Origin of the sequence: Pseudoalteromonas sp. S3178 (genome assembly GCF_005886985.1) — a bacterium.
Classification (GTDB): domain Bacteria; phylum Pseudomonadota; class Gammaproteobacteria; order Enterobacterales; family Alteromonadaceae; genus Pseudoalteromonas; species Pseudoalteromonas carrageenovora.
In genome coordinates, this window is record NZ_PNCW01000010.1 from 23,954 (window position 1) to 46,337 (window position 22,384).

At 40.1% G+C, this 22,384-nt stretch carries 20 protein-coding genes; 14 read left to right on the top strand and 6 right to left on the bottom strand.

The annotated features are described in order from the left end of the window. The first annotated feature begins 179 nt into the window (after positions 1-179). The gene (locus CWC11_RS02220; protein WP_138681410.1) at positions 180-1,019 is read left to right on the top strand and encodes an isopenicillin N synthase family dioxygenase; all 840 of its coding nucleotides are present in this window, start codon (positions 180-182) and stop codon (positions 1,017-1,019) included. Between the two features lie 278 nt (positions 1,020-1,297). Here CWC11_RS02220 and CWC11_RS02225 read toward each other — a convergent pair whose 3' ends face one another. After that, positions 1,298-1,720: a DUF1801 domain-containing protein gene (locus tag CWC11_RS02225; RefSeq protein ID WP_138681411.1), complete on the bottom strand. Its 423-nt coding sequence runs from the start codon at positions 1,718-1,720 to the stop codon at positions 1,298-1,300. Positions 1,721-1,857: 137 nt separating this feature from the next. Between CWC11_RS02225 and CWC11_RS02230 the strand changes: the two genes are divergently transcribed. Beyond that, positions 1,858-3,252 carry a DEAD/DEAH box helicase gene (locus tag CWC11_RS02230; RefSeq protein WP_138681412.1) on the top strand — a complete coding sequence of 465 codons (1,395 nt, stop codon included), beginning with the start codon at positions 1,858-1,860 and terminating at the stop codon, positions 3,250-3,252. Positions 3,253-3,367: 115 nt separating this feature from the next. On the opposite strand, the gene CWC11_RS02235 is transcribed toward CWC11_RS02230, so the two are convergent. Together CWC11_RS02235 and CWC11_RS02240 are read right to left on the bottom strand one after the other, a co-directional pair. After that, on the bottom strand, positions 3,368-4,111 hold the full coding sequence (locus tag CWC11_RS02235) for a DUF3307 domain-containing protein (protein ID WP_138681413.1): 744 nt from the start codon (positions 4,109-4,111) through the stop codon (positions 3,368-3,370). Further along, complete coding sequence (locus CWC11_RS02240) at positions 4,111-4,734, bottom strand: hypothetical protein (RefSeq protein WP_138681414.1); 624 nt, start codon at positions 4,732-4,734, stop codon at positions 4,111-4,113. Before CWC11_RS02240 ends, CWC11_RS02235 begins: the two co-directional genes overlap by 1 nt. 168 nt (positions 4,735-4,902) lie before the next feature. On the opposite strand from CWC11_RS02240, the gene CWC11_RS02245 reads away from it, so the two are divergent. The 8 genes from CWC11_RS02245 to CWC11_RS02280 all read left to right on the top strand — a co-directional run bounded on the left by CWC11_RS02245 (position 4,903) and on the right by CWC11_RS02280 (position 12,240). Beyond that, positions 4,903-5,406 (top strand): LabA-like NYN domain-containing protein, encoded by a 504-nt coding sequence (locus tag CWC11_RS02245; RefSeq protein ID WP_138681415.1) that lies wholly within the window; start codon positions 4,903-4,905, stop codon positions 5,404-5,406. A 174-nt stretch (positions 5,407-5,580) separates the two neighbouring features. Next, positions 5,581-6,504, top strand: coding sequence for an NAD(+) diphosphatase (nudC, locus tag CWC11_RS02250; RefSeq protein ID WP_058548715.1), 924 nt, complete (start codon positions 5,581-5,583; stop codon positions 6,502-6,504). Positions 6,505-6,513: 9 nt separating this feature from the next. Then, positions 6,514-7,692 (top strand): cystathionine beta-lyase, encoded by a 1,179-nt coding sequence (locus tag CWC11_RS02255; RefSeq protein WP_138681416.1) that lies wholly within the window; start codon positions 6,514-6,516, stop codon positions 7,690-7,692. A gap of 153 nt (positions 7,693-7,845) precedes the next feature. Beyond that, positions 7,846-8,673, top strand: a complete 828-nt coding sequence (locus CWC11_RS02260) for an ABC transporter permease (RefSeq protein WP_138681417.1) — start codon at positions 7,846-7,848, stop codon at positions 8,671-8,673. Then, positions 8,670-9,578: an ABC transporter ATP-binding protein gene (locus CWC11_RS02265; RefSeq protein WP_058548279.1), complete on the top strand. Its 909-nt coding sequence runs from the start codon at positions 8,670-8,672 to the stop codon at positions 9,576-9,578. Before CWC11_RS02260 ends, CWC11_RS02265 begins: the two co-directional genes overlap by 4 nt. Continuing rightward, the gene (locus tag CWC11_RS02270; RefSeq protein WP_138681418.1) at positions 9,578-9,952 is read left to right on the top strand and encodes a PH domain-containing protein; all 375 of its coding nucleotides are present in this window, start codon (positions 9,578-9,580) and stop codon (positions 9,950-9,952) included. Before CWC11_RS02265 ends, CWC11_RS02270 begins: the two co-directional genes overlap by 1 nt. 199 nt (positions 9,953-10,151) lie before the next feature. Then, positions 10,152-10,946 carry a putative porin gene (locus tag CWC11_RS02275; protein ID WP_058548277.1) on the top strand — a complete coding sequence of 265 codons (795 nt, stop codon included), beginning with the start codon at positions 10,152-10,154 and terminating at the stop codon, positions 10,944-10,946. 481 nt (positions 10,947-11,427) lie between these two features. Next, a complete protein-coding gene (locus CWC11_RS02280; RefSeq protein ID WP_138681419.1) occupies positions 11,428-12,240 on the top strand; it encodes a putative porin in 813 nt (270 codons plus the stop codon). A 90-nt stretch (positions 12,241-12,330) separates the two neighbouring features. Here CWC11_RS02280 and CWC11_RS02285 read toward each other — a convergent pair whose 3' ends face one another. After that, complete coding sequence (locus CWC11_RS02285; RefSeq protein WP_138681420.1) at positions 12,331-14,178, bottom strand: M2 family metallopeptidase; 1,848 nt, start codon at positions 14,176-14,178, stop codon at positions 12,331-12,333. A gap of 167 nt (positions 14,179-14,345) precedes the next feature. On the opposite strand from CWC11_RS02285, the gene CWC11_RS02290 reads away from it, so the two are divergent. Beyond that, positions 14,346-16,622, top strand: coding sequence for an acyl-CoA dehydrogenase (locus tag CWC11_RS02290; protein ID WP_138681421.1), 2,277 nt, complete (start codon positions 14,346-14,348; stop codon positions 16,620-16,622). 71 nt (positions 16,623-16,693) lie between these two features. Here the strand turns inward: CWC11_RS02290 and CWC11_RS02295 are convergent, their stop codons facing one another. Then, entirely contained in the window at positions 16,694-17,128 is a 435-nt protein-coding gene (locus CWC11_RS02295; RefSeq protein ID WP_058548273.1) for a hypothetical protein, read from the bottom strand. A gap of 145 nt (positions 17,129-17,273) precedes the next feature. Continuing rightward, positions 17,274-18,242, bottom strand: coding sequence for a cysteine synthase A (gene cysK, locus CWC11_RS02300; RefSeq protein WP_058548272.1), 969 nt, complete (start codon positions 18,240-18,242; stop codon positions 17,274-17,276). Between the two features lie 364 nt (positions 18,243-18,606). Here cysK and CWC11_RS02305 point away from each other — a divergent pair, with 364 nt between their 5' ends. From CWC11_RS02305 to uvrC, 3 genes are all read left to right on the top strand, one after another. After that, positions 18,607-19,758 (top strand): dicarboxylate/amino acid:cation symporter, encoded by a 1,152-nt coding sequence (locus CWC11_RS02305; RefSeq protein WP_138681422.1) that lies wholly within the window; start codon positions 18,607-18,609, stop codon positions 19,756-19,758. A gap of 108 nt (positions 19,759-19,866) precedes the next feature. Then, on the top strand, positions 19,867-20,517 hold the full coding sequence (gene uvrY / locus CWC11_RS02310) for a UvrY/SirA/GacA family response regulator transcription factor (protein ID WP_004589511.1): 651 nt from the start codon (positions 19,867-19,869) through the stop codon (positions 20,515-20,517). Positions 20,518-20,523: 6 nt separating this feature from the next. Then, positions 20,524-22,347: an excinuclease ABC subunit UvrC gene (gene uvrC, locus CWC11_RS02315; RefSeq protein WP_138681423.1), complete on the top strand. Its 1,824-nt coding sequence runs from the start codon at positions 20,524-20,526 to the stop codon at positions 22,345-22,347. Positions 22,348-22,384 lie beyond the last annotated feature (37 nt).

Below are 22,384 nucleotides of genomic sequence, written 5' to 3' on the forward strand. Positions count from 1 at the left end.
TTGATCTCGATCAAGGGAACTGTTTGTTAAATAGCCTTGAGGACATTTGTCCTTATGTTTTTGGGGTGATTTGTCTATCCTCGCACGGCGCTATAATGAAGGATTTGCTACTTTATCTTGGCATGTTAGCTATATTTTAAAGCAGTTCACTTCTAACAACCTATTCACTGGAACGTACAATGCAATTACCTACTGTTGATTATAAAGCTCCCGATGCGGCTGCTCACTTTGTTGAATCGTTAAGAAATACTGGTTTTGGTGTATTAAAAAATCACCCAATTCCACAATCTTTAGTTGAGTCTATCTATAAAAATTGGCAAGACTTCTTTAATTCAGAGCAAAAGCACGACTTTTTATTCTCTAAAGAAACGCAAGACGGTTATTTTCCGCCTTCAGTATCTGAAGTAGCTAAAGGCTTTACAGTAAAAGACATTAAAGAGTACTTTCATGTTTACCCTAAAGGCCGTGTACCGGCGCAGCTTGAAGCTGACGTACGTGAGTACTACCGCTTAGCTAACGAATTTGCAGCAACGCTTTTAAGCTGGGTTCAAGCAGAGGCACCAGCGGATGTACGTGCTAAGTTCTCTATTGATTTAAAAGACATGATTGCTGATTCTGAGCAAACATTGTTACGTATTTTACATTACCCGCCAATGACAGGTGACGAAGAGCCAGGTGCTATTCGCGCTGCTGCCCACGGTGACATTAACTTGTTAACTGTATTGCCAGCGTCAAACGAGCCAGGCCTACAAGTTCAAAAAACAGATGGCGGTTGGTTAGACGTACCATGTGATTTTGGCAGCCTTATTATTAATATTGGTGACATGCTACAAGAAGCGTCGGGTGGTTATTTCCCATCGACTATTCACCGTGTAATTAACCCTACAGGTAAGGCGTCTACTAAATCACGCATTTCGTTGCCGCTGTTTTTACACCCGCGTCCTGATGTTGTGCTTTCTGAGCGTTACACTGCTGATAGTTACCTACAAGAGCGCTTACGCGAGCTAGGTGTTAAGTAATATTATATTTATTGAGTTAAATATAAACAAAAGCGGCTATTAGCCGCTTTTGTTGTTTTTAAGCAAGGTTATACCAATTCGTAATAATACTTAATCATTTTGCGGGGCTAAATGTGTCGCTACCTGCGCTTAAAAATGCTCATTTACGACTGCATGGATGCAGAAGGTAGAGCAATGCAGGAGCAATTGCCGAGAGCAACTAAATAGAAAATTTTTTGCCAAGCTTTCAACACGTTTTTCCAGCCTCAAAATTGATCACTTAATTAAGCAGATTGGTATTAATTTTTTGGGTATGTTTGTTTCATTATTAAAACCGACTCAGCAATTATTTGCTCAAGTATAGCTAAATCGATATTTTCTAATTTCGTCACGTATAAACAGCTTTTACCTAAGCTGTGTTTACCAAGCTTATTTAATAATGCCGCTATTTTGGGGTGATCAAACCCGGGCATAATATAAATAGAAAGCTTAGTTTTACGTGGTGAAAAGCCGGTGATTGGCCATTCGCCTGTACGGCCTGAGTCGTATTTATAGCTGTAGTGATCAAAGCCTATAATATCTTTACCCCATATAACGGGTTTTGACTGCGTTACTTTTTCAAACAGGGTTAGTAAAGTTTGTGTGTCTTCAATACGTTTTGAATCTATACTTTCTAGGCATTGCTTAAGTGTTATTTGATTAGCTTGAGTTTTTAATGTCATAGCGTTGATTTGTATTGTTATTAGCTACTTTTAAGGTTAGCACTTAATTTGCAAAGTGAATATTTCCATGCATTTCTAAGTTAGTTGCGTATAATGCGCCCTTGGCCGGTTTGGCCTCTATTTTATTGAGAGATTTTATGAGTTTTGATGGTTTAGGTTTATCACAGTCTTTAGTTAATGCGGTTTTAGAAAAGGGCTATGAAACGCCAACGCCTATTCAGGCTCAAGCAATTCCTGCAATTATAGAGCGTCGCGATGTAATGGCGGCTGCGCAAACAGGCACTGGTAAAACCGCAGGTTTTACGTTACCGCTAATTGAGCGTTTATCGTCGGGCCCTAAAGCTAAAAGCAATCACGTACGTGCACTTATATTAGCGCCAACTCGTGAGCTTGCATTGCAAGTTAGCGAAAACGTAGAAGAGTACGCTAAGCACTCTGACGTAAGTTCGTTTGTAGTGTATGGCGGTGTTAAAATTAACCCGCAAATGCAGCGCCTTCGTAAAGGGGTTGATATTTTAGTAGCCACGCCGGGTCGATTAATTGATTTACATAATCAAAATGCAGTTAAGTTTGATAGTGTTGAAGTACTCGTGCTTGATGAAGCTGACCGTATGCTTGATATGGGCTTTATTCACGATATTAAACGCCTTATTGCTAAAATGCCTGCTAAGCGCCAAAATCTTATGTTCTCAGCAACATTTTCAGACGATATTCGTGCATTAGCAAAAGGCCTAATAAACGATCCTGTTGAAATTTCAGTTGCAGCAAAAAACACCACGGCTAAAAGTGTAACGCAAAGTGTTTATGCAGTAGACAAACCACGTAAAACAGCATTATTAAGTCACTTAATTCGTAGCAACGATTGGCAGCAAGTTTTAGTATTTAGCCGCACTAAACACGGCGCTAACCGCTTGGTTAAACAACTTGAGCGCGACGATATAGTAGGCGCAGCTATTCATGGTAATAAATCACAAGGCGCACGTGTAAAAGCACTTGATGGTTTTAAAAGCGGAGAAGTACGTGTACTTGTAGCGACTGATATTGTGGCACGCGGCCTTGATATTGTAGAGCTTCCGCATGTAGTAAACTATGACTTACCAAATGTATATGAAGATTACGTACACCGTATTGGTCGTACAGGTCGTGCTGGTGCGTCTGGTCATGCGATTTCGTTTGTAACAACTGAAGATGCAGTAGATTTATACGGCATTGAGCGCTTTATTGGAGAGCTTATTCCTCGTGCTGAAGAAGAAGGTTTTGAACCAGTAAACCCAGTAGCTGAGCGTGCATTAGATGCTCGCCCACTACCAGCTAAAAAGCCTAAGAAAAAACAGCCTTTTAATAAACCTAAATCTGATAGCAGCAAGGCTAACAGTAAAAAGCCAAACAATGGCGGTAATGGTACAGGCCCTCGTCGTGGAGGTTCTAAAAAGCCAGCAGCCAAAACAGACGATAATGCACAAAACCCATGGGCAAAACGCCAATCGGTTGGTGGTAATGGCCAGCGCCGTCGTCGCACAAATAACGATTAATCATTATTAATGATTGTATTGGCCTTTAACTAAACGCTAATACAAAAAAACGCGCTACCTTTTTAATAAAAGTAGCGCGTTTTTTATTATCTGTAATTTGTACTTAATGTACTGCCTACCTAATCAAATAATTAACGCCTAATCCTATAAACAGGGTAACACTTACACTTAATAAGGTGCCTAGCATTACATATTCGGTGAGCTTTTTATCTTTACTGGCACTTAAATCGCCAAACCTAAATACCGACTTTGCAGCGAGCAAAAAGCCAAGCCCCGCAAACTGATCTAGCAATATAAAGCTCAGCATTAATACACGCTCTATCATGCCAATGCTTTGCCCAGCCAATGGCAAGCTGCCCTCACTTGAAAAGTTAGCGGTGAGCCTCTCTAGCATCATTCTTATAAATACGGCACTTGGGCTTAATATAATTAAATATCCGCATACAACCCAGAGTACTTTAGGGTTCGTGGCAAGTGCGCTTACGTATGCGATTAAACTTTGGTTATCGGTTATATAAATACACAGCGCTATTATTACGGCTATATGCGCTATTTGGTCGAGTAAAAAGGGCACAACCCCTTTATTTGAATACGACTTAGCAATATCAATAAAGTAATGGCTAAGCATAATTACAGCTGTGGCAAGTAACACAGTACTTAGTTGTTGCCAGCCAAATGTATATTCCCAAAGAGTAAGAATTATAGCGCTCGTAATGCCATGAACTAGCACATGTAAGTAGAGCTTTTTAGCCTTAAAGTGGCGGGTATTTCGCTCGTTTACCCAACTCATTGGTTGCCAGTAAAAATCAGCGAGAAGATGGCCAATAATAAGTGCCACGAGTAATAATGAAAACGCCATTATACAATTCCTTTTATTATATTTTTTATTACTTGTTCGCTATAAGTTATAAATCGCTCTATAAGCTGGTAATTGGCTAAATTAAGCAGCTTAGTAACGTTTTCGCGGCTCGTATTTAGCTCTTTAGCAAGTGCTGCATGGCTGTTATCTGTGTGCGTTAAATACACGTACAAAGCGTTGGCCTGCTTTTGCGTTATTTTGCTCAGCAAGGTATCAGCAAAGGCGAGATTAAGGCTAAAGCTTTCATCTACTGTTTGCTGTGCAATAGTAAAAACAAAGCGTTGATTCGCTATTTTATCTAGGCCTTGCCCTGAAAGTACAAACGCAGACCCCGTTGCGGTTTTAATGTCACTGCGTGGGTTATCAACGTTGCCAAGTGCCATACTCTGCCTTAGTTCGTATCCGGCTGACTTTAAATGTAAATATATCAGGATGGCGGTTTTAATTAACTGCTCACTTTGGTTTATTTGCAGTTGAAATGCATCACCCCGGTAAATGTTCCAAAGCGTTGTTTTATTACAAACTGCACGCAAACTTTGCTCTAGTTGATAAAGCATGGCATCGTACTGCTGCTTAGGTATTTTTTGCGATTTAATGATATCGCCGCTGATCACACCAATCATAAAAATCCAATAAGTAACCAATTTAGGTTACATAGGCCTAAGTAACCAAATTTGGTTACATTTAATTAAGTAACCAATTTAGGTTACTTAAAGCATAATTGCAAGGAACACTCATTTATGGCCCCAACGTTAATTGGGCCATTTGCCTTTATCCACTTAGGAAAATAAATGACTTCACATAACGAGCCGCAAAACAATAAACCCCGTGTTGGTATTTTTGTTGATGTACAAAATATTTATTACACGTGCCGTGAGAGCTACCGCAAAAATTTTGATTACAATGCCTTTTGGGCGCAAATGAAACAGCAATACACAATTGATTGTGCTTTTGCGTATGCAATTCATCGCGGTGATGAAAAACAAAACCAGTTTCAAAACATCTTGCGGGCCATTGGCTTTGAGGTAAAACTTAAGCCTTTTATTCAGCGTCGAGATGGCAGCGCGAAGGGCGATTGGGACGTAGGCATAACGATAGACATGCTAGAGCAAGGTAAAAATCTCGATAAAGTTATTTTACTCTCTGGCGATGGTGACTTTGCTTTATTATTGGGGCATTTAAAACACCAATATAATGTACCATGCGATGTTTACGGCGCCGATAGGTTAACCGCCGAAGTGCTTAAACAAAGTGCTGAGCAGTTTCATTTAATTGACAATTCCTTGCTCCTTTAACAGCAAAAAATAGTTAAAAAAGAGCAAGCTAAGTGCCTGCAACATGAGAGATTTTAATACAAAGCCGTTATAGATTAATAAAGCCTTATATAGGCTTTTTTTATTGCTGTAATCAATTGGGTTTGCTAAATGATTATGGTAATTTTAAAGCATAACGAGTTACCAAGGACTTACATGCTTCATTACAGCAACATGCCACTAGATAGAGGTTCTAATTTTCGTAAAGACGCTGCGTGGTTAAGCGCAAAAATGTCGGCGCAAAGTAAGTGGCTTTTGGTTAATAATAACCATACATTGTTTTATAAAAATTCCCCACAGGTGTGCTATTTAACACACCAACAAATTGCCCATTTAGATTTATCAGATGCGCTGTTTTTAGGTTCAAATGACGAACAACACGGTGTATTTGCACTTGATGTGTCGGCCATACACGATGACGAGCTAGCCCCAATTATTGGCGATGCGCAATTTTTTGATATTCGCCAATATGGTCCACAAGTGGCTATGCAAGATGGCTCAATTGCGGCACTAGCGCGTGGTTTATGCTACTGGCACGCAACACATAGCTTTTGCGGGCGTTGTGGTAGTAAAAATAAGTTAGTTGAAGCAGGGCACTCACGCTTATGTGAAAACGAGCACTGTAAACACCCTACATTCCCACGCACTGATCCGGCGGTAATTATGGTGGTTACAAAAGTATTTGCCGATGGCGTAGAGCGCTGTTTACTTGGCCGCCAAGCAATATGGCAGCAAGGTATGTATTCATCGCTTGCTGGGTTTGTTGACCCAGGTGAAACGCTTGAACAAGCGGTTGCTCGTGAAGTAAAAGAAGAGGCGGGCGTTGACGTTGAAAATGTACGTTATATTGCCTCTCAGCCTTGGCCGTTCCCTTCATCTATTATGCTTGGCTTTATTGCACAGGCTAAAACTGAGCAAATTAATGTAGATAAAAACGAATTAGACGATGCTAAATGGTTTACCCGCGAAGAGGTAGCCGAGTTTGGCAATATGGGCGACGAGGGCGAGCATTATAAACTTCCACGTGTTGACTCTATTTCACGCTTTTTAATTGAGCAATGGCTTTCAAATAAGGTTTAAGGATTGATAATGTCGAGCAAAAATAAAAACACTCAATTAGTGTCATCAGGGCGCAAAAAAGTCTATACCCATGGCGTAGTAAACCCGGTAGTGCAACGCGCTTCTACCATTGTATTTGATAGCGTGGCCGATTTAAAAGAAGCCGCTAAAACGCGTGGCGATAAAACTTTATTTTATGGTCGCCGTGGCACAAGTACGCATTTTGCCCTGCAAGAAGCCATTACTGAGCTTGAGGGTGGCGAAGGCTGCGCGTTATACCCCTGTGGTGCCGCAGCGATTAGCCAAGCGTTGCTGTCGTTTGTAAAAACGGGCGATCATATTTTAATGGTTGATAACGTGTATGAGCCAACGCGCGATTTTTGCGATAAAATTTTAGCAGGCCTTGGGGTAACAACCACTTACTACCCACCAACTATTGGTGCGGGTATTAAAGAGTATATACAGCCAAATACTAAGGTATTGTTTTTAGAATCTCCGGGCTCTATAACCATGGAAATACAAGATGTACCAGCCATGGTAAAGGTAGCAAACGAGCAAAATATTATGACCATGCTTGATAACACCTATGGTAATGGATTGCACTACCGCCCATTAGAGCATGGGGTAGATATTAGTATACAAGCGGCAACAAAATATATTGTAGGCCATTCAGATGTAATGATGGGTGTAGCGGTTGCCAATAAAAAATACTGGCCGACCCTTCGAGAACACTCTTATTTACTAGGTCAGTGCACCAGCGCCGATGATGCATATTTAGCCCTTAGAGGCTTACGTACAATGGGCGTGCGTTTAAATCAACATGAAAAAGCAGCCATAGAGGTTGCCAAATGGCTTGAGCAACATGAGCTTGTTGATCACATTCGCCACCCTGCATTTGAAACCTGCCCAGGGCATGCGTTTTTTAAACGCGACTTTGATGGCAGCAACGGCTTGTTTTCATTTGTAATGAAAACCGGCAATCAAAAAGCAATTGATGCATTTTTAGATAGCCTTGAGCACATTAAAATGGGCTTTTCGTGGGGCGGTTTTGAAAGTTTAGTAACGGCTAATTTATCCATGAAAGGACTTCGTTCAAAAACCGGCTGGGATTTAGGCCCTGTTATACGCTTGCACATTGGCCTTGAAGACGTTGATGATTTAATTAGCGACTTAAGCCAAGCGCTTGAGGTATACAAACAGCATTTATAAAATTTGGCCAAAATAAACGATGTTTGGCCTGTTACATTTAAATGGTTTGTTACAAAGCTCGCCTTAGGTGGGCTTTTTTTTGCTGGTAATTCAAGGTGTTTACACTTAGTGTTGAACAATACTTTGAAAATAAAACGTCATTAAGGATAGCCAATGGCAACATCATCAATAATAAACATAGGGCGATTAACGCAAATTGCGGGCTTTGAGCTTATTCGTATGTTTTTAACTAAGCGCGGCTTAATTGCTATGGCCGCTTTTGCGCTGGTTTGGTTATTAATATTGCGCTACCCAATAGGACAAGCAGTTAGCATTATTAGTGCGCCTAATTTTGAACAAATGGTGCGTGATATTTCAGGCACAATTGGCTTAAGTAAGCTACTTGATTGGCCAGAGTCTGAATTTGCCATGTACTGGCTCGTGGCGCTGTATAGTTTTCCGCTATTTGCTATTTTTATTTCCAGTGACCAAACTGTTGGCGACAGAGAGCGAGGAACGCTGAGGTTTATATCGCTGCGCGCTACGCGCTTTGAAATTTTGTTTGGCTGCTTTTTAGGACAACTTGGTGTACTGGCGTGTTTATTAGCTATAACCCTTGTTGCCACACTAGGTGTACTTGGCTACAGAGATCCCAGCTTATTAATGGGCGGCTTTACGCGCGCACTTTCTATTTTTATTGTTATGGTAATAGTGCTTAGCCCATTTGTAGCACTAATGAGTTTAATAAATACCTTTGCGCGATCATCACGTTTAGCCATTGTATTGGCTATTTTATATTTTGCTGGTGGCGGCATTGTTGTAGGAATACTGGCATGGCAGGTACCGGCTTTAAATGCACTTGATTATATATTCCCAGGTGTTAACTCTGAGCTATTAGCAGGACAAAACTTACCTTTATTGAGCGCATTAGGTGTACCACTTATACAAAGTGCGGGGTTTATTGCTATTGCACATAGAATATTTACAAGGAGTTCGCTATGAGCGTATTAATAAAAGCCAGCGGCTTAAGTAAATCGTATGGTGCAAAGCAAGCACTTAATAATGTGAACTTTGAAATTAATAAAGGTGCGCCAGTTGCGTTAGTGGGCCCCAATGGCGCCGGTAAAACCACACTATTTAGTTTGCTATGCGGGTATATAAACCCAAGCCAAGGTGAGCTTTCTATTTTAGGGTATAAGCCTGGTAGCGCTGCACTTTTTAATAAAGTCAGTGCATTACCGCAAGATGCGCAGTTAGACCCGCGTTTTAATATAGATAAGCAACTGGCTTTTTACGGCAAGTTGCAAGGTATGGGCACCAAGCAAAGCCATACCGAGGCACTGCGTGTACTTGATTTAGTGGGCTTAAAAGAAGTAGCAAAACAGCGTGCGGGCGATTTATCTCATGGTATGCGAAAACGGGTAACTATAGCGCAAGCGCTTATTGGCTCTCCGCAAATTGTTATGCTTGATGAAGCCACTGCGGGGCTTGATCCTATTCATGCCAGAGAAGTGCGAGAGCTGGTATCTAGCTTAAGTAGCGAGGCTACATTTATTTTAAGCTCGCACGATTTAACCGAGCTTGAGCGTTTATGCTCGCAAGTGCTGCATTTAGATAAAGGCATACTGAGCGAGCATCAAACTAAAGAGAATAATACCGATAAACACTTTTATACATTAATGCTTAACGAGACTTATCAAAATGTAGAGCAACAACTACAATCGTTAGCAGGTGTGAGCCGTGTTTATATGAGCCAACACAAAGAATATGTCGTTGAATATCAGCCAGCAAATGAGCCGCTGGATATTGCTTTGTTAAACTTTTGCCATCAACAAAACTGGCAATATAGGCAATTAGTAAACGGTCACACATTAGAAAATCAAATATTTAAACAGGAGAAAGCATAATGGGATTACTAAGCGGTTTAATGGGTAATGCAAGCGAAATAGATGACTCAGATCTTGAAAAATTGCTTGCCAATACGCTTATAGATGGCGAGCAAGTAGAAAAAGCGTATAAAGTGATTCGTGACTTGTTTATTTTTACAAACAAGCGTTTAATTTTGGTTGATAAGCAAGGTATGACGGGCTCAAAAATGGAAATGGTGAGTATTGCTTACTCTAAAATCACCAAGTTTAGTAAAGAAAGTGCAGGGCACTTTGATTTAGACGCTGAGCTTAAAATTTGGATTGGTTCAGACCCTACACCCATTAGTAAAGAGTTTAAGTCGGGCGATAATATTAACGAAGTGTACCGAGTAATTAGCCAACACGCACTTTAACTTTTCGTACATTGTTTAAGTAGTTGTTGATTAGATGTTGCAACTACTTTAATATTACAGTTTCTTACACCTCCTTACAATTAACTTAATAAATACAACTAGTTAATTAAGTTTTCATTCAGTTTCCCGGCGTTAGCATGTGCATACTTTAGTCAATGAGCTAAAGCATAAAAAGCAATGTACAAAGGGAAGTCTTACAATGAAAAAATTAGCAGTTATTATTTCAAGCATTTTATTATCTAGCACTGCGGCTGCTGCAGACAGCTATAACTCAATCAGTAACTTAAGCTACAAAGATAGCGATAACAACGATACCGTTGCTGTAGACTCTATTTATTACTTATCTCCTAAAAAAACATTAGGCCCGTACGATCAGTTTGAGTACATCAATAAGCAAACTAACGTATACGGCAGCTACGCTGATGACGACTTTGCAGATGTAACTAACGTCGGCGGCGAATACTTTATTAATGAGTTTTTAGTGGGTGCTTCATATGAAAACGTTGACCCAGATTCAGGCTCTAACGGTGAACTTTACAAACTAACCGGCGGTTACTTTTTTAACCCAGACTTACTTGCAAAAGTAACACTTGTTGAAAACAAAGACGGCGATGACTTTGCATTATTTGATTTAGCATACAACTACATGTTAAATGGTACCGATTACGTAGGTGTAACACTTACATCAGATGACGATTTTGATTACCGCGCTGTTGCAGCTAAATATTTCATTGATTTACAACAAGGTAATTACTTAACGTTTGAAGGTAAATACGAAAGCATTGAAGATGCAGAGAACCAATGGGTAGCAGAAACAAACTACTACTTCTCAAAAGCAACGTCTGTATTTGCTAACTACAACAAGCAAGATACATACAGCTTTGGTGCTCAGCACTTTATTAATAAAAACATTGGTCTTAAAGTAGGTTACGAGAACAATGCTGATGACTCTGATAACGATGCATACTTTGCTAACATGCGTTTTCAGTTTTAATTAATTCCCTGATTTAGTTAAAACAAAAGTATTAAAAAGCCCGCTTAATTAGCGGGCTTTGTTGTTTTTAACTCAGATTAACCGTGATAAATGTTTTAGCAGCCGCAGTTACGGTCTTTGTTCTGCTCATCTAAGTAGCTTTCTTAAAATTAAAAAGTAAAAATTTTTGAAAAATGAGAAAAATATAATTGAAGGAAACCACATTGGTGAGGTTTATCGAATAGTTTAGTTGTATCAATTTAACGACAATTTGTACCTTATTTGTTACTTTTTAAGTTTATATAATGGCATATTATTATTCTGTAGATTTAAAGTTTTCTTAATGTTTACATTTGAACGTAGTAATTAACAATTCAAGTGGTTGTTTTTGCTTTTAATTTGGTCTTCAATTCAGTTTTTGTTCATTTTATGCTGTTAGGATGCGCCCCGACTTTGGCTAGACAGCTGAGGCATAAAAAGTAATATTTATAGGGAATTTAAAATGAAAAAATTAGCCGTTATCATTTCGAGCATTTTATTATCAAGCGCTGCAAGCGCTGCAAGCACTGCAATTGCCGCAGATACTTACCAATCAATCAGCCATGTAGGATACGTGGATGTAGATGGTGATGACACTGTAAGTGTTGACTCAACTTATTATTTTTCTCCAAAAGCGACGTTAGGTCCTTATGATCAATTTGAGTACATCAATAAGCAAACAAATGTTTATGGTGCATACAGTGATAATGATTTTTTAGATGTTACTAGCATTGGCGGTGAGTATTTTGTAGAAGATTTTGTACTAGGTGCACAGTACAATAACTTCGATAGTGATTTTGGCTCAAGCACAGATGTAATTGAACTTTCAGCTGGTTACTTCTTTAATCCAAACCTTGTATTAAAAGCAACGTTTGTAGATGTTGAAGATGCTGACAATCAGTTTGTGTTTGACCTAGCATATAACCACGAATTAAACAGCACTGATTATATCGGCTTTACAGTAACAGCAGATGATGAGTTTGATTACCGTGCAGTAGCAGCTAAGTACTTTGTTGATTTACAGCAAGGTAACTACTTAACTGTTGAAGGTAAATTTGAAGATGTTGATGGCGGTTCAAGTAACTGGGAATTAGCATCTAACTACTATTTCAGCAAAGCAACATCGGTGTTTGTTACTGTTAATAAAAATGATGACTACACTCTTGGTGCTCAACACTTTTTCAACAACAATGTTGGTTTAGAAGCAGGTTACGGCAATAACTGGGATGATTCTGATTACGATGCTTACTTCGCAAATCTAAGCTTACAGTTCTAATTTAACTAAAAATTAGAATATGAATAAAAAGCCCGCTCATTTGAGCGGGCTTTGTTGTATCTAAACGTTTGAGTTTTTAACTGTAAACTATTACCAGCCGCAATTACGGCCTTTATTTTGCTCATCTAAATAGCGTTGCAGTGGTGCAAAGTAATCGAGCATGGCTGTAGCGTCCATTTGCGGTTTGCCTGTTACAGTTTCAAGTGCTTCTTGCCATGGGCGAGACGAACCCATTTCAAGCATTGCGTTTAGCTTATTCCCTGCTTCTTTTGAGTTATAAATAGAGCAGCGATGAATCGCTTTATCGTTACCGGCAATTTCACATAAGCTACGATGAAATTCAAATTGTAAAATATGCGCTAAAAAGTAACGTGTATAAGGTGTATTACCCGGGACGTGGTACTTAGCACCAGGATCAAAGTCGTCTTCGCTACGAGCGATAGGCGCTTGCACACCTTGGTACTTTTCGCGAAGTTCCCACCATGCTTTATTGTAATCTTGCGGCTTTACTTGCCCTGAAAATACCTGCCAACGCCATTGATCAACCATTAAGCTAAATGGCACAAAAGCCACTTTATCTAGTGCCATTTTCATTAATAGGCCAATGTCTTTTGATTCATCAGGTACTTGCTCTAGTAAGCCAATTTCTTTTAAGTAGCCTGGTGTAACCGAAAGGGCAATGGTGTCGCCAATGGCTTCATGAAAACCATCGTTTGCACTTTCTTGATAAAATAAAGGCTGTTTGTTGTAAGCGCGCTGATAAAAATTGTGGCCTAGCTCATGGTGAATAACAGAGAACTCTTCGCCCGTGCGTTGAATACACATTTTAATACGTAAGTCGTCTTTGCTATCTATATTCCAAGCAGATGCATGACACTGCACATCTCTGTCTTTTGGTTTTATAAACAACGAACGCTCGTAAAAGGTCTCTGGTAGTGGCTCAAATCCCATTGAGGTAAAAAAGGTTTCAGCCCCTTTTACCATTTTAAGTTCGTCGTAATTATTTTTAGCTAATAGCTCAGTAACATCGTAACCTGGATCAGCATTTTCTGGTGCGACTACATCGTAAATGTTACCCCACGCTTGCGCCCACATGTTTCCAAGTAAGTGCGCAGGAATAGGCTCATCTTGGACTACTTTATCGGTGCCGTATTTTTCACCTAATTTAGCACGAACATGACAGTGAAGAGAGTTGTATAATGGCTTTACTTGCCCCCATATACGGTCAAGCTCTTTGGTAAAGTCATCGGCTGGCATATCGTACTTACTTCGCCACATTGCGCCCGTATCAGCATAACCAAGCTCTTTGGCACCCTCGTTGGTAAGTGCAACTTGTTGCTCGTAGAGCGGGCGCATTGGTTTTGATATTTGTCGCCAGCCTTGCCATAAATCAAGTAGCTCGTTGTAATCTCGGCTGGTGGCCATTTTTGCCGTCATGTCGCCAAGGCTTAAGCAGCTGCCATCGTCTTTACAATATTTGCCTTTACCGTATAAACCCCCAAGCTCAGCCACAATAGTTGATAGCTGAGCTGTTTTTTCGGCGTCTTGCGGGGCTGGCAGGGTAAGCGCTAGTTTAAGCTTATTAAGTTTGCGGCGTGCGTCATAATCAAGTTCGAGCTCATCAAACTGCGCGGCTTGATTGGCTAAGCGCACAACGGTTTCGGTCATTTTACGATTAACTTCAGCAGAAAGTGCTGAGGTATCATGAGTAATAAAGTTTGCGTAAATCCACTCTGCACGGCTCGATTCTAAATAAAGCGCACTTAACTCTTGCTCTGTTTTTGCTATAAATGCGTTTGCATCTTTTGCGGTTACTGTTTTGGTAGCTTGTGATGAATCGCTGGTGTCTAGTGTTACCTGTGCATCGCAAGCCGATAAAGCAAGTGTGCTGGCAACCACAAGCGCGCTCATGCTGAGTTTAAAGCGTGGTGTGTTCATGGTATTCCTTTAATTTATTGTTATTAAGACGTCGATAATAGCAGCGATGTTTAAAACAATGAAATGAATACGTTAAGCTAAACTGCTCGTCGTGCAATGATTGTATTTAAATTAAGATGGGTCATAATTAAGTTACTATTTTCATTCAATGTGTAAGGAATGTGCGCATGTCAGTATTTATAATATTGCTGGTCGTGGTGGTGGTTATTTTTGCAGTTAAAGATATTCGCCTAAACCTGATCAGTCGTCCTACGTTTAAAATGTTTAAAAAGGTACTTCCACCGCTTTCGCAAACAGAGCGAGAAGCAATGGAAGCGGGTGATGTTTGGTGGGACGGTGAGCTTTTTAGCGGTAACCCTGACTGGCAAAAACTACATCGTTTTCCTAAACCTGAGCTGAGTGATAAAGAAAATGCCTTTATGGATAGCCAAGTAGAAACGCTATTAGCGATGCTTGATGATTACCAAATAGTGCAAAAAGACAAAGACCTGCCAAAAGAAGTATGGGATTACTTAAAAACAGAAGGCTTTTTTGCGCTGATCATTCCTGAAAAGTTTGGCGGACGAGAGTTCTCAGCTATTGCAAACTCTACCATAGTGTCAAAAATTGCGACCAAAAGCTTAACTGCGGCGGTAACGGTTATGGTACCTAATAGCTTAGGCCCGGGTGAATTATTACTGCATTATGGTACAAAAGAGCAGCAAGATCGTTGGCTACCAACGCTTGCAAGTGGTGAAGACGTACCGTGTTTTGCCCTTACCGGCCCAGAAGCGGGCTCTGATGCGGGCAGCATTCCTGACTCTGGCGTTGTATGTAAAGGGCTGCATAATGGTGAAGAAGTTATAGGCCTGCGTTTAAATTGGTCTAAGCGCTATATTACGCTTGCGCCAGTGGCAACAGTGCTTGGCCTTGCATTTAAAATGTACGACCCTGATGGACTACTTGGTGATGAAAAAGAACTCGGTATTACCTGTGCACTTATTCCTACCGACCATGAAGGCGTAGAAACAGGCGAGCGTCATTACCCGTTAAATATGGCGTTTATGAACGGGACGACTTACGGTAAAGACGTATTTATTCCACTAGATTGGATTATTGGTGGTGAGCAAGGGGCAGGGCGTGGCTGGCGTATGCTCGTTGAATGTTTAAGTGCTGGGCGTGGTATTTCGCTGCCAGCACTGAGTACAGCAACAGGACATTTAGCGTCTAAAATGACCTCAGCCTATGCAATGGTGCGCCAGCAGTTTGGTGTATCTATTGGTCAATTCGAAGGTGTGCAAGAGGCACTAGCACGTATTGGTGGTTTAACGTATGCACTTGAGTCGTGTAGGTTGATGACTGCAGGCGCGATAGACTTAAAATTAAGCCCGTCGGTTGTTACGGCTATTGCTAAATATCATATGACCGAAATGGGTCGTACTGTGATGAACGATGCTATGGATATTCATTCAGGCAAAGGTATTCAAGTGGGGCCTAATAACTATTTAGCCCATGGCTATATGGGTATTCCGGTATCAATTACGGTTGAAGGCGCTAATATTTTAACGCGTAATTTAATGATATTTGGCCAAGGCGCTACGCGCTGTCATCCGTTTGTGTTAAAAGAAATGGAAGCGGCGGCAATGGAAGATGACGACGCAGCACTTGATCAATTTGATGGTTTATTAATGAACCACATACTTTTTGCTGCAAGTAACGCGGGTATGGCATTTGTACATGGTTTAACACGTAGCTGTTTTGCCAAAGCGCCTGTATGCGGTGCTACCGCTGTTTACTACAAGCAATTAAGCCGAATGAGCCGTGGTCTTGCCTTTACCACCGATGTTGCCATGTTAGTACTGGGTGGCGAGCTTAAACGAAAAGAAATGATTTCGGCGCGCTTAGGCGATGTACTAAGTCATTTATATTTAGCTTCCACAGTGTTAAAGCGCTTTGAAGACGAAGGTCGCCAACAAGCTGACTTACCGTTTGTTAAATACGCAATTGAAAACTCATTGTATGAAATTGGCCAAGCGTTTGATGGCTTTTTCAAAAACTTTTCAAATCCTGTGGTTAACTTTTTACTTAAACGCATAGTATTCCCGCTTGGTAATCACTATCACAAACCAAGTGATGAAACAGCACAAAGTATTTGCGAGCACATGACCCAGCCTGGTGTATTTAGAAACCGCTTAACACATTTATGTTATGTGGATGAAAATGCCGGTACCGGTGTAATGGAGAATGCGTTTTTAGCTATGCATGATATGCAAGCGCAGTTTAAAGATTTAAAACAATGGCAACGAAAAGGTAAGGTACCTGCCACGCTTGATATAGAAGGCGCAATTAGTTACTCGTTGGAGCAGGGCTTTATAGAGCAAGCTGATGCAGATGCAATGCACCATACAAATAAGCTAAGAAAACAAGCGATTGCGGTTGATAATTTTAAACCCGATGAGCTTTAATTATTTATAAGTTTTAATTTATAGTTAAAATGCAAAAGGCCTTACACTTGTAAGGCCTTTTCTGTTAGTAGTTACCGAGCGTAAGGGTCGGCCACTATTTTATCTATATACCACTTACCCTTTTTTCGGAGCATTTTAACGCTTCTGAAATCGTCAATTTTATCGCCATTAAAATAACCCGTAAAAATCAGGTTTATTTTAGCGTTATCGCCGTATTGCTCACGTACGCTCATGTTGGTCATGTCAACTTCAATAACGACTTCGTCGTACTGCATATTAACTAAATTACGTGAAAACTGCTTAGCTGTTCCGTAAGACTTCATTATGCGGGTAAGGTTAGGTGTTGCCATAGTACTGGCTTTTTGTAAGTCTTGTTGATTATAAAGGGCATCAAAGTAAGCGGTAGCTGTATCGCCAGGGGTATCGCCAAGTGTTTTTGCATCATCCCCACATGCACTAATAAATAGGCACACAACTAAACTTAGTAAACTCGAGATCTTTTTCATGTTAATTATTATTAATTAGTTTTTTTAAAGTGTGTGGCTAATTAAAGAAGATGTAAAGCGGTGGCGGGTAATTAATAGAAAATTACATAATAAATAATAAAAAAGGATGCTATAAGCATCCTTTTTAGTATCTCAAGGAGAGAAATTATTGTACTAATTCTTGCTCGCTAAATTCTTCAGCAAACATTGGGCTAGATAAGTAACGCTCAGTTGCACTTGGTAGAATTACCACAATGTTTTTGTCAGCGTTTTCTGGTTTTTCAGCAATACGTTTAGCAGCAATTACTGCCGCACCTGATGAAATACCTACTAATATGCCTTCTTTTTTCATTAACTCGTGGGCCATTGCAATAGCATCTTCGTTAGATACTTGCTCTGCACCATCGATAACGCTTAAATCAAGGTTGCCAGGGATGAAGCCAGCACCAATGCCCTGAATTTTATGAGGGCCTGGTTTTATTTCTTCACCAGCCAGTGTTTGGCTAATTACTGGCGAGCTGGTTGGCTCAACAGCTATTGATTTAACGTCTAGACCTTTTTCGTTTTTAAGGTAGCGACTAACCCCTGTAATTGTGCCACCAGTACCAACACCGGCTACAAAAAAGTCCACTTTACCATCAAGCGCGTCAAAAATTTCTGGGCCTGTAGTTTCAAAGTGAATTTTAGGGTTAGCTGGATTTTCGAACTGTTGTAATAAAATAAACTTTTCAGGATCTGTTGCTTGGATTTCTTTCGCTTTTTCAATTGCGCCGTTCATCCCCTTAGCACCATCGGTAAGTACTAAGTTTGCACCTAATGCTTTTAATAGCTTACGGCGTTCTAAACTCATCGTGTTTGGCATAGTTAGCGTCAGTTTGTAGCCACGTGCAGCAGCAACAAATGCAAGTGCAATACCTGTGTTTCCCGACGTCGGTTCAATAAGTTCTTTGCCTTCAACAAGCTGACCTGATTTTTCAGCTTCCCAAATCATTGATGCACCAATACGACATTTAATACTAAAGCTAGGGTTACGAGATTCAACTTTAGCGTATACATTCCCACCCGTAACACGGTTAAGTTTTACCAGTGGCGTATTACCAATACTTAGTGAGTTATCTTCAAAAATAGTAGACATAATGTTCCTTTGGATACAATCTGATCAACGTGTTAATAGCCTTTGCTACTAACTATATAAATACACTTTACTGTGAGTTTAAAAAAACTAAAGTAAAGTTTGGCTATAACATATATCTATTGGGCTTATAACCAGTCGAAATAAAAATCAATCATTCGTGTTGCTTTAGTTATTAAAGGTGCGGGCTTAATTTAAAATTTAAAGGGCAGAAGTTTTCTTTAGTTAAAAAAGACGCAAAATAACCTGTAATTAATATAGATTTGTTTGTTATTTGCGCACATGAATATAACTTGAATAGTTTTATCACACAATGAGTCTAAAACATGTTAAAAACACCGTATCTAAATTCAACTAAGCAATCATAATGAACTTAATATTAAAATTAATTGCCGGTATTGTGGCCGGTATTTTAATCGGACTGTATGTACCTTTAACAGGTGTTGAGCTTTTATTTACCGTTAAAGAATTAATTGGCCAACTTATATCTTTTACTATTCCTTTAATTATTTTGTTTTTTATTGCGTCTGGTATTGCGGGCTTACCAAAAGGCTCAGGCCATTTATTAGGTAAAACAGTGGGCTTTGCTTATAGCTCTACCATTATTGCCGGTACGCTTGCATTTTTACTGGTTAGCGCGGTTATTCCACTTTTAAGTGGCGGTATTACATTTGAGGCTGAAGTAGCCACTGAAATAGGCAGTTTTATTGATTTAGAAATTCCACCTCTAATGGGCGTAATGACTGCATTAGTCACTGCGTTCGTATTTGGTATAGGTATGAGCCAACTGCAATTAGAAACGCTTAAAAAAGTTTCTGATCAGGGGCGTGATGTAATTGATGGCCTATTATCAAAAGTTATTATTCCGGCTTTACCATTTTACATTGCAGGTGTGTTTGCAGAAATGACAGTGGCAGGCACCGTGGTCGACACGCTACAAACCTTTGGTGTTGTGCTTATTGCAGCGCTAGTGATGCATTGGCTATGGCTAACAGTATTATATGTTTCTACGGGTTTATTACTTAAACGTAATCCGCTAGAGCTAGTTAAAAATATGCTACCCGCTTATTTTACAGCGCTCGGTACAATGTCAAGTGCAGCGACTATTCCTGTGTCATTACAATCAAGTAAAGCAAACAATATAAAAGAAGATGTAGCGAACTTTACTGTACCACTGTGTGCAACCATTCACTTATCTGGCTCAACTATTACGATTGTAACGTGTGCAATGGCTGTTATGTTTTTATCGCCAAATATGGAAGTACCTTCGTTGATGGGAATGCTGCCATTTATTATGATGTTAGGTGTAGTAATGATTGCAGCGCCAGGTGCTCCAGGTGGAGCCGTAATGTCGGCACTCGGTTTATTAACAAGCATGCTAGGCTTTAACGAAGGGGCTGTAGCATTAATGATTGCGCTTTATTTAGCACAAGATAGCTTTGGTACTGCGTGTAATGTTACCGGTGATGGCATTATTGCACTATGGGTTGACCGTTTTAGCGAAAAAGCATCATCTTAAATTATTAAGGCGGGGCAATAATACTAGTTATTGTTTCGCTTTATATATGGTACTGTAACGAATTAATTTTATTAAATCGCATGTTGTTAGGTAAGTGAGGATGTTCCATTGATTAATGTACTTTTAGTTGATGACCATGAGCTGGTACGCACTGGTATAAAACGTATATTAGATGACGTACGTGGTTTTAAAGTGGTTGGCGAGGCTAAAGATGGCGAAGCCGCCGTACAGTTTTGTCGTCAGCACGCGCCAAACATAGTATTAATGGATATGAATATGCCTGGCATGGGTGGACTTGAAGCGACTAAGAAAATTTGTCGTTACTGCCCAGACGTAAAAATTATTGTGCTAACAGTTAATTGTGAAGACCCGTTTCCGAGCAAAGTTATGCAAATTGGTGCACATGGGTTTTTAACCAAAGGCGCGGGATCTGATGAAATGGTACGTGCTATTCGATCAGTTCATGCCGGCCAGCGTTATATTGCCCCTGAAATTGCACAGCAAATAGCGCTAGCTCAAGTAACAGGGCGCACCGATGAAAACCCTTTTCAGAGTTTATCTGAGCGTGAACTGCAAATTATGCTAATGATCACCAAAGGTGAAAAAGCACAAGATATAGCAGAGCGTTTAAATTTAAGCTCTAAAACGGTTAACAGCTATCGTTACCGTATGTTTGAAAAACTAAATGTAGGCGGTGATGTTGAGCTGACGCATTTAGCGATTCGCCATAAAATGATTGATATAGACGTATCTCACTAGTTATATATGTCTGAATTTGATCATGTACATTTTTTAAAATCGCTATCGAGCGAGCCCGGTGTTTACCGTATGCTTGATAGCGACCAGCAAGTTATTTATGTTGGTAAAGCTAAAAATTTAAAAAAACGTGTAACGAGTTACTTTCGTAGCAACATAACCGATAGTAAAACTCGGGTTTTAGTAAGCAATATTTGTGATATTGAAGTCACGCTTACCAACACCGAGACCGAAGCACTCCTGCTTGAAAACAACCTCATTAAAAAATATCAGCCGCGCTATAACATCTTATTGCGTGACGATAAGTCATACCCGTATATTTTACTTACGAGCCATAAACACCCACGTTTAGCTTTTCATCGTGGAAGTCGTAAAGTAAAAGGCGAATACTTTGGGCCTTTCCCAAGTGCCGGAGCAGTATCAGAAAGTTTGCGCTTAATGCAAAAAATATTTCCGGTTCGCCAATGTGAAGACGCTTATTATCGAGCAAGAAGTCGCCCATGTTTGCAGTACCAGTTAAAGCGCTGCTCTGCACCATGTGTTAATAAAGTCTCTGAGGATGAGTATTCTGAGCAAGTAGATTATGTGCGTAAGTTTTTAACGGGTAAGTCGCATGAAGTTATTGCCGATTTAATAAAAAAAATGGAAACCGCTAGCGCGCAACTTAACTTTGAACTTGCGGCGAAGGTTCGCGATCAAATTATGTTATTGCGTAAAATGCAGGAGCAGCAGTCTATATCGGGCAATTTTGCTGAAATGGATGTGGTTGGTTTTGCTCATTTAAATGGCTTAAACGGGATTCATTTATTAATGATCCGCGACCATAAAGTGCTCGGCAGTAAAACTTATTTCCCTAAAGTACCAAAAGACTCTGGCCAAGAAGAAATTCTCACTTCGTTTTTAGGGCAATACTACTTAGCACCCGGAGCAACAGGGCGTATAGCAAAAGAAATTATTTTACCGTTCGAAATTGAAGAAAGTGAAGTGCTAGGTGGAGCCCTAACTCAAATTAGTGAGTGCAAAGTTACACTTAAAGTAGTGACTCGCGGAGAGCGGGCGCAGTACTTACAACTTGCGAATAAAAATGCATTAAATAGCATTACTGTTAAGCAAAGCACTCAAGACTCTATAAATAAACGTTATGCTCAGCTAAAAGCGACTTTACGTCTTGATGATATCACTAGAATGGAATGTTTTGATATAAGCCATACTATGGGTGAAAACACGGTTGCAAGTTGTGTGGTTTTTGACTCCCAAGGGCCAAATACCAAAGAGTACAGACGCTACAACGTAACTGGTATTACTGGGGGCGATGATTATGCGGCGATGGAATTTGCACTTAACAAGCGTTATAACAAAGTGGTAGACGAAGAAAAAATACCTGATGTCATTTTTATTGACGGTGGTAAAGGGCAATTAGGCCGAGCAGAACAATATTTTGCAAATTGGCCTCATGCTAAAATGCCATTGTTAGTAGGTGTTGCTAAAGGTACCAGCCGTAAGCCTGGTCTGGAAACCTTATTAATTGACGGCGGGCGTAAAACAATCCCTATGGATTCGGATGCGCCAGCGCTTCATTTAATTCAACATATTCGCGATGAATCACACCGTTTTGCAATTGCAGGACATCGTAATAAGCGCCAAAAACAGCGTACTCAATCATTATTAGAAGAAATAAACGGAGTAGGTTCTAAACGCCGCCAAACATTATTAAAATATTTAGGGGGCATGCAGGGAGTAAAAGCTGCTAATATAGAACAGTTAAAGAAAGTTCCTGGGATCAGCCCTGACATGGCTGAGAAGATATTTAACCATTTGCATGACAAGGGCTAGCCCTTCGTGCGAATATAGAAAAAAGACATATCCAAGT